This window comes from Pseudomonas sp. NFPP07, from assembly GCF_900115645.1.
In the GTDB taxonomy this organism is placed as follows: domain Bacteria; phylum Pseudomonadota; class Gammaproteobacteria; order Pseudomonadales; family Pseudomonadaceae; genus Aquipseudomonas; species Aquipseudomonas chlororaphis.
In genome coordinates, this window is record NZ_FOXG01000012.1 from 43892 (window position 1) to 58825 (window position 14934).

The 14934-nt window shown below is 65.7% G+C and carries 16 protein-coding genes; 11 read left to right on the forward strand and 5 right to left on the reverse strand.

Features of this window, described 5'->3' with window-relative positions:
- Nucleotides 1–319: 319 nt before the first annotated feature.
- From benA to BM019_RS27095, 7 genes are all read left to right on the forward strand, one after another.
- Complete coding sequence (gene benA / locus BM019_RS27065) at nucleotides 320–1681, forward strand: benzoate 1,2-dioxygenase large subunit (RefSeq protein ID WP_062826268.1); 1362 nt, start codon at nucleotides 320–322, stop codon at nucleotides 1679–1681.
- Nucleotides 1681–2169: a benzoate 1,2-dioxygenase small subunit gene (gene benB / locus BM019_RS27070; protein WP_009044730.1), complete on the forward strand. Its 489-nt coding sequence runs from the start codon at nucleotides 1681–1683 to the stop codon at nucleotides 2167–2169. The genes benA and benB overlap by 1 nt, the downstream gene beginning before the upstream one ends.
- Nucleotides 2170–2179: 10 nt before the next feature.
- The gene (gene benC / locus BM019_RS27075; protein WP_092421713.1) at nucleotides 2180–3193 is read left to right on the forward strand and encodes a benzoate 1,2-dioxygenase electron transfer component BenC; all 1014 of its coding nucleotides are present in this window, start codon (nucleotides 2180–2182) and stop codon (nucleotides 3191–3193) included.
- 129 nt (nucleotides 3194–3322) lie between these two features.
- Nucleotides 3323–4096, forward strand: a complete 774-nt coding sequence (locus BM019_RS27080; protein WP_092421716.1) for a 1,6-dihydroxycyclohexa-2,4-diene-1-carboxylate dehydrogenase — start codon at nucleotides 3323–3325, stop codon at nucleotides 4094–4096.
- Between the two features lie 73 nt (nucleotides 4097–4169).
- Complete coding sequence (locus BM019_RS27085; RefSeq protein ID WP_092421719.1) at nucleotides 4170–5507, forward strand: MFS transporter; 1338 nt, start codon at nucleotides 4170–4172, stop codon at nucleotides 5505–5507.
- Nucleotides 5508–5880: 373 nt separating this feature from the next.
- Nucleotides 5881–6966, forward strand: coding sequence for a hypothetical protein (locus tag BM019_RS27090; protein ID WP_092421722.1), 1086 nt, complete (start codon nucleotides 5881–5883; stop codon nucleotides 6964–6966).
- 135 nt (nucleotides 6967–7101) lie between these two features.
- Entirely contained in the window at nucleotides 7102–7455 is a 354-nt protein-coding gene (locus BM019_RS27095; protein ID WP_092421725.1) for a DUF1428 domain-containing protein, read from the forward strand.
- A 4-nt stretch (nucleotides 7456–7459) separates the two neighbouring features.
- Here BM019_RS27095 and BM019_RS27100 read toward each other — a convergent pair whose 3' ends face one another.
- The 3 genes from BM019_RS27100 to BM019_RS27110 form a co-directional block, all read right to left on the reverse strand.
- Nucleotides 7460–7999 (reverse strand): phosphohydrolase, encoded by a 540-nt coding sequence (locus BM019_RS27100; RefSeq protein ID WP_092421728.1) that lies wholly within the window; start codon nucleotides 7997–7999, stop codon nucleotides 7460–7462.
- Nucleotides 8000–8141: 142 nt separating this feature from the next.
- On the reverse strand, nucleotides 8142–8348 hold the full coding sequence (locus tag BM019_RS27105; protein ID WP_007922853.1) for a tautomerase family protein: 207 nt from the start codon (nucleotides 8346–8348) through the stop codon (nucleotides 8142–8144).
- Between the two features lie 66 nt (nucleotides 8349–8414).
- A complete protein-coding gene (locus BM019_RS27110) occupies nucleotides 8415–9161 on the reverse strand; it encodes an SDR family NAD(P)-dependent oxidoreductase (protein WP_009044723.1) in 747 nt (248 codons plus the stop codon).
- 118 nt (nucleotides 9162–9279) lie between these two features.
- Between BM019_RS27110 and BM019_RS27115 the strand changes: the two genes are divergently transcribed.
- Nucleotides 9280–10200 carry a LysR family transcriptional regulator gene (locus BM019_RS27115; RefSeq protein WP_009044722.1) on the forward strand — a complete coding sequence of 307 codons (921 nt, stop codon included), beginning with the start codon at nucleotides 9280–9282 and terminating at the stop codon, nucleotides 10198–10200.
- A gap of 159 nt (nucleotides 10201–10359) precedes the next feature.
- Nucleotides 10360–10809: a hypothetical protein gene (locus tag BM019_RS27120; protein WP_092421731.1), complete on the forward strand. Its 450-nt coding sequence runs from the start codon at nucleotides 10360–10362 to the stop codon at nucleotides 10807–10809.
- 109 nt (nucleotides 10810–10918) lie between these two features.
- Here the strand turns inward: BM019_RS27120 and BM019_RS27125 are convergent, their stop codons facing one another.
- Entirely contained in the window at nucleotides 10919–11965 is a 1047-nt protein-coding gene (locus BM019_RS27125) for a class I SAM-dependent methyltransferase (RefSeq protein ID WP_092421734.1), read from the reverse strand.
- A 393-nt stretch (nucleotides 11966–12358) separates the two neighbouring features.
- Nucleotides 12359–13225 carry a CAP domain-containing protein gene (locus tag BM019_RS27130; RefSeq protein ID WP_092421737.1) on the reverse strand — a complete coding sequence of 289 codons (867 nt, stop codon included), beginning with the start codon at nucleotides 13223–13225 and terminating at the stop codon, nucleotides 12359–12361.
- A 281-nt stretch (nucleotides 13226–13506) separates the two neighbouring features.
- Here BM019_RS27130 and BM019_RS27135 point away from each other — a divergent pair, with 281 nt between their 5' ends.
- Nucleotides 13507–14061, forward strand: coding sequence for a cell wall hydrolase (locus BM019_RS27135; protein ID WP_239691112.1), 555 nt, complete (start codon nucleotides 13507–13509; stop codon nucleotides 14059–14061).
- Between the two features lie 185 nt (nucleotides 14062–14246).
- Nucleotides 14247–14933, forward strand: coding sequence for a GNAT family N-acetyltransferase (locus BM019_RS27140; RefSeq protein ID WP_092421743.1), 687 nt, complete (start codon nucleotides 14247–14249; stop codon nucleotides 14931–14933).
- Nucleotide 14934: the final 1 nt, after the last annotated feature.

Below are 14934 nucleotides of genomic sequence, written 5' to 3' on the forward strand. Positions count from 1 at the left end.
CCGTGCCCGCCGTGTGATTCCTGACTCTTCATGTAGCCGCTGCCGAGCTCGCGAGGCTGCGATCGACTGCGCAGCAGTCGCAAAACCTAAAACCACGATCGTCCTGGATAAATCGGCGAGGCCCGAATGGCGACCGCTACGTCGGAATGCCGCCCAACCCGGTCGCAGCCTCGCGGGCTCGGCAGCGGCTACGGCTGTAGGACTTGCCCTACAAAACTCTGCAGAAAACGGATAGTGGTCTGCACGCAACGGATATTGCCCGCGCGTACCCCGCCCTAGCATGAGCCTTGCCTGAATAAAAACAATGGAGGCGGCGGCCATGACCCTGCGACCCGAATACCTTCACTCCCTGCTTGAAGAAGACCGTGACCGGGGCGTCTACCGCTGCAAGCGGGAGATGTTCACCGACCCCCGGCTGTTCGACCTGGAAATGCAGCACATCTTCGAGGGCAACTGGCTGTACCTCGCCCACGAGAGCCAGATCCCCAACAACAACGACTACTACACCACCACCATGGGCCGGCAGTCGGTGTTCATCGCGCGCAACAAGGACGGCGAACTCAATGCCTTCCTCAATGCCTGCAGCCACCGTGGCGCCATGCTCTGCCGGCACAAGACCGGCAACAAGTCGTCCTACACCTGCCCGTTCCACGGCTGGACCTTCAACAACTCCGGCAAGCTGCTCAAGGTCAAGGACCCGGCCGCCGCGGGCTACCCGCCGAGCTTCAACTGCGAAGGCTCCCACGACCTGACCAGGGTCGCGCGCTTCGAGTCCTATCGCGGCTTCCTGTTCGGCAGCCTCAACCCCGACGTGCTGCCCCTGGTGGAGCACCTGGGCGAGTCGGCGAAGATCATCGACATGATCGTCGACCAGTCCGCCGACGGCCTGGAAGTGCTGCGTGGTTCCTCGAGCTACATCTATGAAGGCAACTGGAAACTCACCGCGGAAAACGGTGCCGACGGCTACCACGTAAGCTCCGTGCACTGGAACTACGCGGCCACCCAGAGCCAGCGCAAGCAGCGCGAAGCCGGGGAAGAGATCAAGACCATGAGCGCCGGCAGCTGGGCCAAGCAGGGCGGCGGTTTCTATTCCTTCGACAAGGGCCACATGCTGCTCTGGACCCGCTGGTCCAACCCCGAGGACCGCCCGCTCTACGAGCGTCGCGATGAACTGGCCCGCGACTTCGGCCAGGCCCGCGCCGACTGGATGATCGAGAACTCGCGCAACCTGTGCCTGTACCCCAACGTCTACCTGATGGACCAGTTCAGCTCGCAGATCCGCATCGCCCGGCCGATCTCGGTGGACCGCACCGAGATCACCATCTACTGCATCGCGCCCAGGGGCGAAAGCGACGAAGCCCGCGCCATGCGCATCCGCCAGTACGAGGACTTCTTCAACGTCAGCGGCATGGCCACCCCGGACGACCTGGAGGAATTCCGTTCCTGCCAGATGGGCTACCAAGGCTGCAACAGCGCCTGGAACGACATGTCCCGCGGCGCCGAACACTGGGTCGAGGGCGCGGACGACGCGGCCCGGGAAATCGACCTGCAACCGATCCTCAGCGGCGTGCGCACCGAAGACGAAGGCCTGTTCGTGATGCAGCACAAGTACTGGCAGCAAACCATGCTCGAGGCGGTGGCCGCCGAAGCCGCGCGAGCCATTGCCGTGGAGGCTGTGTGATGAGCATTTCCCATGACACCGTGCGCGATTTTCTCTACCGCGAAGCGCGCTACCTGGACGACAAGGACTGGGACAGCTGGCTGGAGCTCTACGCCGCCGACGCGACCTTCTGGATGCCGTCCTGGGACGACAACGACGAACTCACCGAAGACCCGCAGCGGGAAATCTCGCTGATCTGGTACGGCAGCCGCTGCGGCCTGGAAGACCGGGTGTTCCGGATCAAGACCGAGCGCTCCAGCGCGAGCATTCCCGACACCCGCACCTCACACAACCTGAGCAACATCGAGCTGCTGGAGCAGGCCGACGGCCTGTGCAAGGTGCGCTGCAACTGGCACACCCTGAGCTTTCGCTACAAGACCGTCGACAGCTACTTCGGCACCAGCTTCTACACCCTCGATGTGCGCGGCGAGACCCCGCGGATCCTGGCCAAGAAAGTCATCCTGAAGAACGATTACGTTCGTCAGGTCGTCGATGTCTACCACCTCTGAGGCGACCGCCATGACTCATCACATCGCACTCAATTTCGAAGACGGGGTAACCCGCTTCGTCGCCGCCAACGCCGGCGAAACCGTGGCCGATGCCGCCTACCGCCAGGGCATCAACATCCCCCTGGACTGCCGCGACGGCGCCTGCGGCACCTGCAAGTGTTTCGCCGAAGCCGGGCGCTACGACCTGGGCGAGGAATACATCGACGACGCGCTGACCGCGGCTGAAGCCGAGCAGGGCTTCGTGCTGACCTGCCAGATGCGCGCCTTGAGCGACTGCGTGGTGCGGGTGCCGGCTTCGTCGCAGGTTTGCCGCACGGCCCAGGCCACCTTCGACGCCACCATCAGCGCGGTGCGCCAGCTGTCCGACAGCACCATCGCCCTGTCGATCAAGGGCGAGGCCCTGAGCCAGCTGGCGTTTCTGCCGGGGCAATACGTCAACCTCGGCGTGCCCGGCAGCGAGCAGACCCGGGCCTATTCCTTCAGCTCGCTGCAGCGCGACGGCGAGGTCAGTTTCCTGATCCGCAATGTGCCGGGCGGCCTGATGAGCAGCTTCCTCACCGGCCTGGCGAAAGCCGGCGACCCCATGAGCCTGGCCGGGCCCCTGGGCAGCTTCTACCTGCGCGATATTCGCCGGCCGCTGTTGCTGCTGGCCGGTGGCACCGGGCTGGCGCCGTTCACCGCGATGCTGGAGAAGATCGCCGAGCAGGGCAGCGAGCATCCGCTGCACCTGATCTACGGGGTGACCAACGATTTCGACCTGGTGGAAATGGATCGCCTGGAAGCCTTCGCCGCGCGCATTCCCAACTTCAGTTTCAGCGCCTGCGTGGCCAATCCCGAGAGCCGCCACCCGCTCAAGGGCTACGTGACCCAGCATATCGAGCCCAGGCACCTGAACGCCGGCGATGTGGATGTGTACCTGTGCGGCCCGCCGCCGATGGTCGAGGCGGTCAGCCAGTTCATCCGCGACCAGGGCATCGCCCCGGCCAATTTCTACTACGAAAAATTTGCCGCCAGCGCGGCCTGATTTCCACCCTGACTCTGTGCCCGCGATAGCGATAGTGCGTGCACAGCCGAGCTTTCAGCCTGGCGGCTGATCGCGAGCAAGCTCGCTCCTACAGATGGCGTATCGGGTTTACTGGCATGAGGTTTTGAGATGAGCAGATTCGAGGAAAAAGTCGCCCTGGTCACCGGGGCGGCGCAGGGCATTGGCCGGCGGGTCGCCGAGCGCCTGGCCGAGGAGGGCGCGCGGCTGGTGCTGGTGGATCGCTCCGAGCTGGTGTTCGAGTTGCAGGCCGAACTGGCCCCCAGGTTCGAGGTGCTGGCGCTGACCGCCGACCTTGAGCAGTACGCCGAATGCAGCCGGGCGATGGCCGCGGCCGTCGAGCGTTTCGGGCGCATCGACGTGCTGGTCAACAACGTCGGCGGCACCATCTGGGCCAAGCCGTTCGAGCACTATGCAGAGCAGCAGATCGAAGCCGAAGTGCGCCGCTCGCTGTTCCCTACCTTGTGGTGCTGCCACGCGGCGCTGCCGTACATGCTGGAGCAGGGCAGCGGCGCCATCGTCAACGTGTCGTCCATCGCCACCCGCAGCATCAACCGCGTGCCCTATGGCGCGGCCAAGGGCGGGGTGAATGCCCTGACCGCCTGCCTGGCATTCGAGACCGCCGGGCGCGGGGTGCGGGTCAACGCCACCGCCCCCGGCGGCACCGAAGCGCCGCCACGGCGCATTCCGCGCAACAGCGCCGAGCAGAGCGCCGAGGAACAGGTCTGGTACCGGCAGATCGTCGACCAGACCGTCGACAGCACCCTGATGAAACGCTACGGCACCCTCGACGAGCAGGCCGCGGCGATCCTGTTCCTGGCCTCCGACGAGGCCTCCTACATCACCGGCCTGGTCATGCCGGTAGGCGGTGGCGACCAGGGCTGAATCGCCCATGACCCGACGACCCGACGAACTGTCGGGCTGTGCACTCTCAAAAAAACAACAAGAGTCAGATGCCATGCGAAACATAGACAGCAATCAATTGATCGACGGGGCACGCTTCAATGCCTTTCACTGGCGCGTGCTGTTCTGGTGCGCGCTGATCATCATCTTCGACGGCTACGACCTGGTGATCTACGGCGTGGTGCTGCCGGTGCTGATGCAGGAGTGGGGCCTGAGCCCGCTGCAGGCCGGGGCGCTGGGCAGTTATGCGCTGTTCGGCATGATGTTCGGCGCGCTGTTTTTCGGCACGCTGTCGGAGCGCATCGGCTGCAAGAAAGTCATCGCCATCTGCGTGGTGCTGTTCAGCGGTTTCACCCTGCTTAACGGGTTCACCACCACGCCCACCCAGTTCGGTATCTGCCGCTTTATCGCCGGCCTCGGCATCGGCGGGGTGATGCCCAACGTGGTGGCGCTGATGAACGAATACGCGCCGAAGAAAATCCGCAGCACCCTGGTGGCGATCATGCTCAGCGGCTACTCGGTGGGCGGCACGCTGTCCGCCGGCCTGGGCATCGTGCTGCTGCCGAATTTCGGCTGGCAGGCGGTGTTCTATGTGGCGGCGATTCCGTTGTTGCTGCTGCCGCTGATTCTCAGGTTCCTCCCCGAATCCCTGGGCTTCCTGCTGCGCCAGGGCCGGGACGACGAAGCGCGCCAGGTGCTGCAATGGGTCGAGCCGGGCTTCGTCGCGCAACCCGGCGACTCGTTCGTCAAGGCCAACCTCAAGACCGCCGGCGCGCCGGTGGTGCAGCTGTTCCGCGAAGGCCGGGCGCTGAGCACCCTGATGCTCTGGGTGGTGTTCTTCTGCTGCCTGCTGATGGTCTACGCGCTCAACTCCTGGCTGCCCAAACTGATGGCCAGCGCCGGTTACAGCCTGGGCTCGAGCCTGATGTTCCTGCTGGTGCTGAACCTCGGGGCGATTTTCGGCGCCGTGGGCGGCGGCTGGATCGGCGATCGCCTGCAACTGCAAAAGGTCCTGGTGGCGTTTTTTATCGTGGCCGCGCTGTCCATCAGCCTGCTTGGCTTCAAGAGCCCGCACGGGTTGCTGTACGCCCTGATCGCGATTGCCGGGGCCACCACCATCGGCACGCAGATCCTGGCCTTCGCCTGCGTCGCCCAGTTCTATCCGGTGACGATCCGCTCCACCGGCATTGGCTGGGCCTCGGGCATCGGCCGCGGCGGGGCCATTGTCGGGCCGCTGCTGGGCGGTGCCTTGGTGAGCATCGAGCTGCCGCTGCACTATAACTTCATGGCCTTTGCCATTCCGGGGGCGGTGGCGGCACTGGCGATGTGTTTCGTCTACCCGCGGCCCGCCAAGGCGCTGCCGGTCAGCCAGGCCAGCGCGCCGTCCCTGTAGCAGGGCCCGTGACCGGTGCGGGCGCCCAGGTGCCGGCACCGGTGGTTCAGTCATGGCAATCACCGCTGACCGCGGCTGAGCCGAATCCATAGATGCCGGGTTTGCCGGCGATGTGGACGCTGCGCGGTGGCTGGCAGGCCGCCATCATGAGCAAGCTCGTTCCTGCAGTGACTGGTGGTTGCCGATAGTGTGCAGACGCCGCGGCACCGCGAGCGAGCGGCTGGTCGGATACGCTGTCGCGAACCCTTTCTTGAGCCTGGGGCGCAAACCCCAGCACCTATACTCAATCCAGGCATGGTCGTGTGGTATCCGGTTGAAGCCTGCCCCGTCGTGAGCGGGTGGCCGTGGTCGACGCTGTGCGAGGGTTGCCATCTTGTACCTGCGTGCGCTGATCGTCGTGATGCTGCTGGTGCTGGCCGGATGCGCCGCGACCCAGCGTGTCCGCGAGGCGGTGGCGCCGGTGGTGGTGCCGGCCAGCACCTGGCGCCAGGTGGACCGGGAAATCGCCGAGGCTTCGCAGCAGGCGGTGATCCAGGTCAAGGTCTTTGCCCGCGGCTCCATGGAGCACTGGCGGGTGCGGGTCTATGCCGTCACCGAGGAAAACTTCATCCCCTGGTTCAGCAGTTACTGGACCCAGGAATGGATGGCCATGAAAGTCAGTTGGTACAGCCTCACCGCCGGCGACGAGCAGGACGCGGCGGCGACGCGGCTGGCGGAGTACCTCAAGGAACAGTATCAGGAACAGGTGCTGGCACCGGTGGCGGTGGAGATCGACCCGGATGCGATTCTCAACCAGGCCACGGAGTTCTATATCGAGCTGCTGGACAAGCAGGTGCAGGTTATCGCCCAGCGTTATCGGTTGCCGGCCAAGCAGCTCGATCAACGGCTCAATGGCATCCAGGCGATTCGCCTGGGGCCGCCGCCGGCGCGCGATGCGTCGTTGTACCAGATGCTGCACGCCAAGCCCCTGACCTCGCTGCCGGCCTACTCGGCGCTGTACCAGCAGATCCATAGCGCGCCGGCGGGTACCGGCGAGGTGTCGTCCGAGGCCGGGATTGTCTCGGTGGCCAAACAGGCCAGCGAAAAATTCGAAGCGCAGATGGCCGGCCGTGGCATTGCCGGCGCCGCGTCGGCGGTGGCCGGTAAGGTCGCCGGTGCGGTGATCTCCCTGGGCGCCGCGGGGTTTCGCGCGATAGCCCATGAGAGCGACCGGGCCGAGACCGAGGCGCAGATTCGCCAGAGCCTGGGCAAGGCGTTCGACCAGGCCTGGTTCAAGCTGTTGAACAACACCGGCAACGGGGTGATGGCCGGGGTGTATTACCTGGCTGGGCATATCGAGGGCGAACTGGGCCAAAGCGCGGTACCGGAGCCCCCGCTGGAGACGGTACCGGGCACTGTGCATCCGCCTGCCACGCCGGGCCTGAGCGCCCCGCAAACCGGTTGGCAGCCGGAGCCATGACGCCCGGCGGTCGGTCGATTCAGGTTTTTTCGCGCCGGCTTGTCGATTGTCGGCGATGCGGATCGACCAATTCCCAGAGTGACCGACAGCAAAGTCGGGATCCGATGTTCAATCCCAATCAGCAGGAGCAGGATCATGTCTTATGTCGATGGTTGTGTACTGGCGGTACCCACCGCCAACCGTGAGGCCTTCAAGCAGCATGCAGAGACCGCGGCGAAAGTGTTCAAGGAGTTCGGCGCCTTGAGCGTGGTCGATTGCTGGGGCGACGACGTGCCCGAGGGCAAGCTGACCTCGTTCCCCATGGCGGTCAAGCTCAAGGCGGACGAGACGGTGGTGTTCAGCTGGATCATCTGGCCGTCCCGTGAAATCCGCGACGCGGGCATGCAAAAAGCCATGGAAGACCCGCGGCTCAAGCCCGATGTCTGCCCGATGCCGTTCGACGGCCAGCGCATGATTTATGGCGGATTCACCATGCTGCTCAATGCCTGAGGCGTCACCAGCGAAACATCGGCAGCGGCCGCAGCGGGGTACGCAGCAACTGCCGGGCCGAAGCGCGCGCCAGCATCCAGTGAAACCCCTGGTCGGGGTAGAGTGCCTGCACCTCGCGGATAAACGGGCGGGGCAGGCCGAAGTTGAGCAAGCCCAGGGAGACGTCGATCGTGTCGGCCTGCCGGAACGCTTCGACGCTCGCGGCGTGGGCCTGGCGATAGGGGCGCAGTTTGTGATGCTGCTCGATCAGCGCGCTGACTTGCTCAGCCAGCTGTGACTCGCCGCGCTCGGCCAGAAAGGCCCGGGCCAGTTGGATCGACGGCGCCAGGTAGTCGAGGGTGCCGTGGGTCCAGATACCCAGGTCATGAAAGGCCGCGGCGATCTGCACCGCGCAGGACAGCGGCCGGTCCTGCGGATTGAGCGCGGTGTAGAAGCTCAGCACTCGGTATATATGATTGCGATAGCCGGGCAGATCCTTGCCGATCACCGTGGCGAAAGAGGCAAGGATCTGTTCGGTGAGCGGGCATTCGAGAACGACGTCCATGTGGTCTGCTCCGGGTCTGGAAGGGCAACAGTATAAGGCTCGGCGCAGGGCTTGAGGATGCGGGCGTCGCGGCGTATCGACAGGTCACGGATCGATTCGACGCCAGGAACAAGGGCGGGCCCGATGCTGGCCCGCCCTTTGTTCATTGCGCCGTTCGCTGACGGTACTCGGTGGTGGTCATGCCGGCGTAGCCCCAGTTATCGGTGTCGACTTCCTCGATGACGATGTGGGTCAGTTCCGGGGCCTTGTTCAGCACCCGTTGCAGGGTTTCGGTGATCTCGCGGATCACCTGGGCTTTCTGTTCGCGGGTCACGCCGTCACGGGTGATGCGGACGTTGACGAAAGGCATGGCATTACTCCTAAGGAAAAGATGGGGGTTGCAAGGGACGGGAGGCACGCCGGCCTCCCGCCGGGTTTACCATTTGCCGCTGCTCATGCCGCCGTCCACCGGCAGCACCACGCCGGTGGTGAAGCCGGCGCCGGACAGGTAGAGCACCGCGTCGGCGATTTCCTCGATGCGTCCGACCCGTCCGGCCGGTTGCAGGCCGTCGAGGAAGGCACGGTGCGCCGGGTCGTGCATCGGCGTGTCGATGATCCCCGGGGCCACCGCGTTGACCTGGATGTTGAACGGCGATAGCTCCAGGGCCAGGGCGCGGGTCATCTGGTTCACACCGCCCTTGATCAGCACCGGCAACGCCGCCGGGACCGCCAGGTTCGGTTGCAGCGCGACGCTGGCGCTGATGTTGATGATGTGGCCCCGGCGCCGCTCGATCATGTGCCGCGCGGCGGCCTGGGAGGCGTAGACCACGCCCTTGAGGTTGGTCTCCAGCAGGCTGTCCAGCTCCTCGGGGCTGTAGTCGATAAACGCCTTGGGCAGGAAGAAGCCGGCGTTGTTGACCAGCACATCGACCTGGCCGAAGCGGTCGATGGCGCGTTCGACCAGTTGCGTGGCGGTGGCCGGGTCGGCGATGTCGCCTTCGACCCCGAGAAAACGCTCGCTGTGGCCCAGGGTCTCGGCCGCCGCGGCCAGCCGCTGTGCCGAGCGGGCATTGCCGACCACGTTGTAGCCGCGGGCCAGGTAGGCCTGGGCCAGACCGAGGCCGATGCCGCTGGAGGCGCCGGTGATGATGACGGTGCTGGTGTGGTTCAGGGTGTGGCTCATGGGGATAGTCCTGTTCTGCGGTGAGAGGGGTTCCAGCGCTGTTGGGCAGAACTATATTTGTGTGCCGAATGCTGATAAATAGCGCTTCAGGTACTTCACTTGATACGTGGTGTAATCAATGAGTCGGCAATTCGACGATGTGCTGCTAGGCAGCATCGAGCTGTTCTGCATGGCGGCGGAGATCGGCAGCTTTACCGGCGCGGCGCTGGCGGCCGGGGTCACGCCGGCGGCGGTCAGCCGCTCGGTGTCGCGCCTGGAAGAGCGGCTCGGCGTCCGCCTGTTCGTGCGCACCACCCGCAGCATCCGCCTGACCGACGGCGGGCGCGACTATCACCAGCAATGCCGCAGCGCGCTGAACCAGATGCTCGAAGCCGAGCGCCAGTTGACCGGGCAACAGCTGGCGCCTTCCGGCACCTTGCGCATCAGCCTGCCGACCACCTACGGCCATCTGCGGATCCTGCCGCTGCTGCCGGAGTTTCGCCGGCGCTACCCGCAGATGCGGGTGGAGGTCAACCTGAGCAACCGCAATATCGACTTCGTCGAAGGGGGCTACGACATGGCGATCCGGGTGCGCGCGCAGCCGGATTCCGGGTTGGTCGCGCGGTTGCTGGAGGACGCCGAGCTGGTGGTGTTCGCCGCCCCGGATTACCTGGCGCGGGCCGGTACTCCGCAGCGGCTCGACGACCTGGCGCAACACGAGTGCATCCAGTTCGAGTTGCCCAGCAGTGGCCGGCGCATCGCCTGGCTGTTCAACGGCGCCGACGGCCCCTGCGAAGTGCTCGCCGAGGGGGCCTACGTGTGTTCAGAAGACCTACAGGGGGGCGTGACCTTGGCCAGGCACGGCGCCGGCCTGTTCCAGACCTACCGTTTCATGGTCGAGCGCGAGCTGGCCGAGGGTTCCCTGGTGGAGGTGCTGCAGCCTTACGGCGGCCGTTCGCGGCCCTTCAGCCTGCTGTATCCCCACAGCCGGCACGTGCCGTTGCGCCTGCGCGCCTTTATCGATTTCCTGCTGGAGAAACAGCAGGGCTGGAAGACCTGAAGCGGGGATGGGCAGCCCGGGATGGATTGGTTAGTATGGCGACCGGGCTTCCTGGGCGCCCACCTCGCGAAAGCGCAAGCACCTTCAATTCCCGCAAGCACTACGCTTGCATACCCCCTCCGGGCCAATAGCGAGCAGGCCGATTCTCTTGGAGTTGGTATGCCTATCAAGAAATCCGTTCCCCGTTCACCCGCCAGTCAGGCCGCCAGCCTGGTACTGCGCGAAGCCAAGCGCCTGCATCGCACTGCAACCAGCGGTTCGCTGGCCAGCGCCTTGCCGATCCTGCGGCGCTTGCTGGCGAGCAACAGTTTGCCTGGCCTGTCGTTGCCCGAGCTGTATCGACAGCGAGTCAAGGTGCAGCGCAAACACCTGTTGCGCACCCTGGCCAGCGAGGCCGGTTTTGCCAGTTGGGAGACCTACCGCCAGGTCCTCGACGAGCTGGCGCCCGAGCAGTTGCAGCATTTTGAACTGGTCTACCGCCAGGCGGGTCATCTCAACTGCTGGTTCTCGTCGCCGGACGAGGCCCGGGAGTATGTGGCCCATCATGGCGGGCGGCTGTTGTGCGTAGGGCAACAGGCGGTGGTGCTGGTGGATCTGCCGGCGGCGTAAGGCGTTATCCATAGTGGTACACAAGCACGGCACCCGGGGTTTCCCGGGTGCCGTTTTGCGTTTTCAGGGCACTACGCCGACATGACCCTGTTACTTGCACGATTCTCCTTTATTTACGTGCCTCGAGAATCAGGTTGAACGGCGTCTCTGCGGCCCGGCGGAACTGGCTGAAGCCGGCTTCGCTGAAGACCTGGCGCAGGCGCGCTTCGCCGGCCTGGGCCCCGAGGCCGAGGCCGACTTCCTGGGACAGCGAGTTGGGCGTGCAGATAAAGGTCGAGGCGGCATAGAACAGCCGGCCGACCGGGGTGATGTTCTGGTCCAGTTTATCGTTGGCGAACGGCTCGACCAGCAGCACGCTGCCGTCGTCTTTCAGCGCCTGGAAGGCATGTTGCGCGGCGCCCACCGGGTCGCCCATGTCGTGCAGGCAGTCGAAGAAGCAGATCAGGTCGTAGTCGTTGCCGGGGTAGGTCTTGGCGCTGGCCTGGGAGAACTGCACGCGGGCGGTCACCCCGGCTTCCTCGGCGCGTTGCGTCGCGGTAGTGACTGAGGGCTGGTGGTAGTCGAAGCCGAAAAACTGCGAGGCGGGATAGGCCTGGGCCATGATCACTGTCGACGCACCATGCCCGCAGCCGACATCCGCCACCTTGGCCCCGGCCTGCAGTTTTTCCACCACGCCGTCCAGGGCCGGCAGCCACTCGGCCACCAGGTGCGCCCGATAGCCCGGGCGGAAGAAGCGCTCGGTGCCGCTGAACATGCACGGATGGTGGTCGCCCCAGGCCAGGGCGCCGTCGCCGCGCATCGCCGCCAGTAGTTTGTCCTTGTCGTGAAACAGCGCGGAGACCACCACGGCGCCACCGGCCACGTACACCGGCGAATCCTCGATGGCCAGCGCCTGGGCCTGTTCTTCCGGCAGGCGGAACTGGCCGTCCTGGTGTTCCATGTAGCCGGACGCGGCATGGGCGCTCAGCCATTCGCGCAGCAGCCGCGCGTTGCAGCCGGTCTTGGCGGCCAGCGCTTCGGGGCTGACGAAACGACTGTCGGCCATGGCCCGGTACAGGCCCAGTTCTTCGCCGAGAATCATATTGGCGAGCATGGCTGCACCGCCCATGTCTGACACCAGTTTGCCCATGAAATCGTTGAGCTTGGCTTCGTCCATGGCCTGGTCCTCCGCTGTGAGGGTCACTGTCGCAGACGGCCCGGCAGTGGCCGGATGGGTACACGCGCACGCGAGGGGAGGCCGTGTCCCGGCGCTGCCGAAGGAATGGGTCTGGCAAGCCAGGCCCGTGCTTTGAAGAGCTGATGCACGGACGCCTCCCGCATGGGGCGGGGGGGCGTGCCTACCGTCAGGAAGGTGAGGCAGGCCATCGGGCCTGGGCGTCGAACCCATGGCGGCAGGCGAAGCTGCGCGCGGGTTCCGGAGACGCCCGGAGCAAGCGATTCCTGGTCGGTAGATGAGTCAGTTTAGTTCCCCGGCGGGGGCGTCGCGGGGTTGGCCGATGAGGGGGCAGGGCGCCGCTGATGGCGCCCTGGGGCAAGGTCGGTCAGGCCGTCAAGGGGTGCCGAACATGGCGGTCCAGTAGATGCCGGCATCGCTTTTCGGATCGACCGCATAGGACGCGCCCAGCTCGCGATACTGTGGGTTCATCAGGTTGGCGCAATGGCCCGGGCTGGCCAGCCAGCCATCGACCACCTTGCGCACGCTGTCCTGGCCGGCGGCGATGTTCTCGCCGATCTGCTGGCCGGCATAACCCGCCAGTTCGGCGCGGTCGCCGGGGGTGCGACCGTCGCGGTCCTTGTGATCGAAGAAGTTGTGATTGGCCATGTCCCGGGTATGGTCCTGGGCCGCGCTGGCCAGGGTGGCGTTCCAGGCCAGCGGGGTGGCGGCGGCGAAGATCTGGTTGCCGCACTGGCGCGGCTGCGCGCGGGCGCTGTTGAGGCTTTCCAGGAGCTTCTGGCCCTCGGCCTGCCAGTCGCCGAGGCGTGCGGTCAGCAGTGGCCGGGCGAGGACGATGCGCCAATCCTGGCCGGTGCGGCTGACACCGATATCGACGAACTGCGGGTCCAGCACCACCTGGCAGAAACTTTCCTGCACCGCCTTCATGGCCGCCTGGGCATTGCGCGGTCCGGACAGGCTGATGGCCTGCACATTGACCATCGGGTAGGCACTGCTGGCCAGGGCCTGCTGCAGATTGCCGATGCTGTTGGCCGGCAGCACCAGGCGCGGGTCGGCGGCCAACGGTGGCAGTTCCTGGGACACCTGGCCGGCACAGCGCTGGACCTGGCTGCGGTAGCTATTGATCGATGTCACCAGCTGTGTCTCGTCGCTCGCCACGGCGGTGGTGGCGAACGCCATGCTCATCGACAACAGGAGGGACGACAGCAGGGGCAGTGGCAGAGCGGAGGATAGGCAGCGCATGGAGGTCTCCCTTGAGCGAATTGTGCCCATGATGCGCGATTTCGCCCCGCTCGGCGCAAGGTCTTTTTGCCGAAAACCGGCGCCGTTATCCGTCCTTGCCGTTGCCGGCGCGGCGCTGGTTACGGGCGGACGACGGCGAACTACACTCAAGTCCAGTCGCCGCAGCCGGCAGGCTGGCGGCGGCTTTCCCCTGCCCGGATCGGGCTTTTGGCGAAGGTACGAGCATGCGCCCGACAGCGATTGCCGGCGGTCTCCTGATCCTCCTGTGCGGGGGGCTGGCGATGGCCGCGGGTGAAACCGCGGACCCCGAAGTGGCGCAGGACAAGGCTCAGGTCCTGGAGCAGAAAGCCGCGGACCAGCAGCCGGCGCCCCGCAGCGAAACCATTACCCCTCCCGAGGCCCAGGCGGTGGACCCGGCCGGCGCCGCGCCGCTGGACGATGCCATTACCTGCCTGGCGCGCTCCATCTACTGGGAAGCCAAGGGCGGGGCCGCCGCCGACATGGAAGCCGTGGCCAGCGTGGTGCTCAACCGGCTCGGCCATGAGGGGTTTCCCGATACGGTGTGTGCGGTGGTCAAGCAGGGTTCGGAGCAACGTGCCTGTCAGTTTTCCTGGTGGTGCGACGGGCGTGCGGATCAGGTGAAGGAAGACGAGCCCTACATCGCGGCCAAGGAAATCGCGCGCAAGGCGCTCAACCAGCAACTCGCGGACCGCACCCACGGCGCCCTGTATTTCCATGACCGGCGCGTGCGGCCCGCTTGGGCCAGGCAATACCGCAAGACCGCCGAGACCGGCAAGTTCCTGTTCTACAAGCCGCGAGGCGACAGCGCCCGTTAGCCCGGTTTGCCCAGGCCATCTGTAGGAGCGAGCTTGCTCGCGATAGCGTCCGTGCTGACACACCGCATAGCGAGCGAGCTCGCGCCTACAGGGACTGCGTCAAATACGCGGGCGGAGTATCATGCCGGCCCGCCGCCGACGCCTGCTGTCCCAGGCGTGCCGCAACCTTTGGAGCCCACCGCGCAATGCCCATCATCAGCCACTTCCAGACCCCGTGCCCGGAAGCCGTCAACAGCCAGATCCTGCAAATGGTGGTCGACTACCTGACCGACATCAGCGCCGTGGCGATCCCGCCCAGCAACCTGCTGTACAACATCTACCAGTACGCCATCGGCTTTGAGGTGCATCTGTATCTGCAGGCCCTGGACGGCGCCCGGGGCATTGCTGTGGAGCTGCTGGTGGCCACTGACGAGGACGATCCGGAACAGGTGCTGGGCTTCCTGCTGTACCTGCCGGTCAAGGACGATCCCGAGGCCTGCGGCGTGGCCTATATGGCGGTGCGTGCCAGCCATCGCCGGCAGGGGATCGCCCGTTCGCTGCTGGCACGGATGCGCGAGCGCTATCCCCATGCCGAACTGACCTGCGCGGCGGGCAAGGTGGCCTGGTTCGAAGCACTGGGCTTCCAGGTGCTGGGCGTGCGCGGCCCGCAGGTGCTGATGAACACCCGCGATCACGCCACCGACGGCTTGATGGGCCTGCTGGACACGGCGCCGATCTATCGTTCGCTGGAGGTGCGGCAGATCCACAGCTACCTGCTGCAAAAGCATGGCAAGCGGGCGATGCTCGATGCCGAAAAACAGCGTGACCGCCACCTCGACCAGATGACCCGCAACGCCCAGGCGCTGGTCCGCGAGCGCCTGGGGCAGGGCTGAG

Coding starts and splice junctions, on each gene's coding strand:
- benA (WP_062826268.1), top strand. CDS start 320: ATGACCCTGCGACCCGAATACCTTCACTCCCTGCTTGAAGAAGACCGT.
- benB (WP_009044730.1), top strand. CDS start 1,681: ATGAGCATTTCCCATGACACCGTGCGCGATTTTCTCTACCGCGAAGCG.
- benC (WP_092421713.1), top strand. CDS start 2,180: ATGACTCATCACATCGCACTCAATTTCGAAGACGGGGTAACCCGCTTC.
- BM019_RS27080 (WP_092421716.1), top strand. CDS start 3,323: ATGAGCAGATTCGAGGAAAAAGTCGCCCTGGTCACCGGGGCGGCGCAG.
- BM019_RS27085 (WP_092421719.1), top strand. CDS start 4,170: ATGCGAAACATAGACAGCAATCAATTGATCGACGGGGCACGCTTCAAT.
- BM019_RS27095 (WP_092421725.1), top strand. CDS start 7,102: ATGTCTTATGTCGATGGTTGTGTACTGGCGGTACCCACCGCCAACCGT.
- BM019_RS27100 (WP_092421728.1), bottom strand. CDS start 7,999: ATGGACGTCGTTCTCGAATGCCCGCTCACCGAACAGATCCTTGCCTCT.
- BM019_RS27105 (WP_007922853.1), bottom strand. CDS start 8,348: ATGCCTTTCGTCAACGTCCGCATCACCCGTGACGGCGTGACCCGCGAA.
- BM019_RS27110 (WP_009044723.1), bottom strand. CDS start 9,161: ATGAGCCACACCCTGAACCACACCAGCACCGTCATCATCACCGGCGCC.
- BM019_RS27115 (WP_009044722.1), top strand. CDS start 9,280: ATGAGTCGGCAATTCGACGATGTGCTGCTAGGCAGCATCGAGCTGTTC.
- BM019_RS27120 (WP_092421731.1), top strand. CDS start 10,360: ATGCCTATCAAGAAATCCGTTCCCCGTTCACCCGCCAGTCAGGCCGCC.
- BM019_RS27125 (WP_092421734.1), bottom strand. CDS start 11,965: ATGGACGAAGCCAAGCTCAACGATTTCATGGGCAAACTGGTGTCAGAC.
- BM019_RS27130 (WP_092421737.1), bottom strand. CDS start 13,225: ATGCGCTGCCTATCCTCCGCTCTGCCACTGCCCCTGCTGTCGTCCCTC.
- BM019_RS27135 (WP_239691112.1), top strand. CDS start 13,507: ATGGCCGCGGGTGAAACCGCGGACCCCGAAGTGGCGCAGGACAAGGCT.
- BM019_RS27140 (WP_092421743.1), top strand. CDS start 14,247: ATGCCCATCATCAGCCACTTCCAGACCCCGTGCCCGGAAGCCGTCAAC.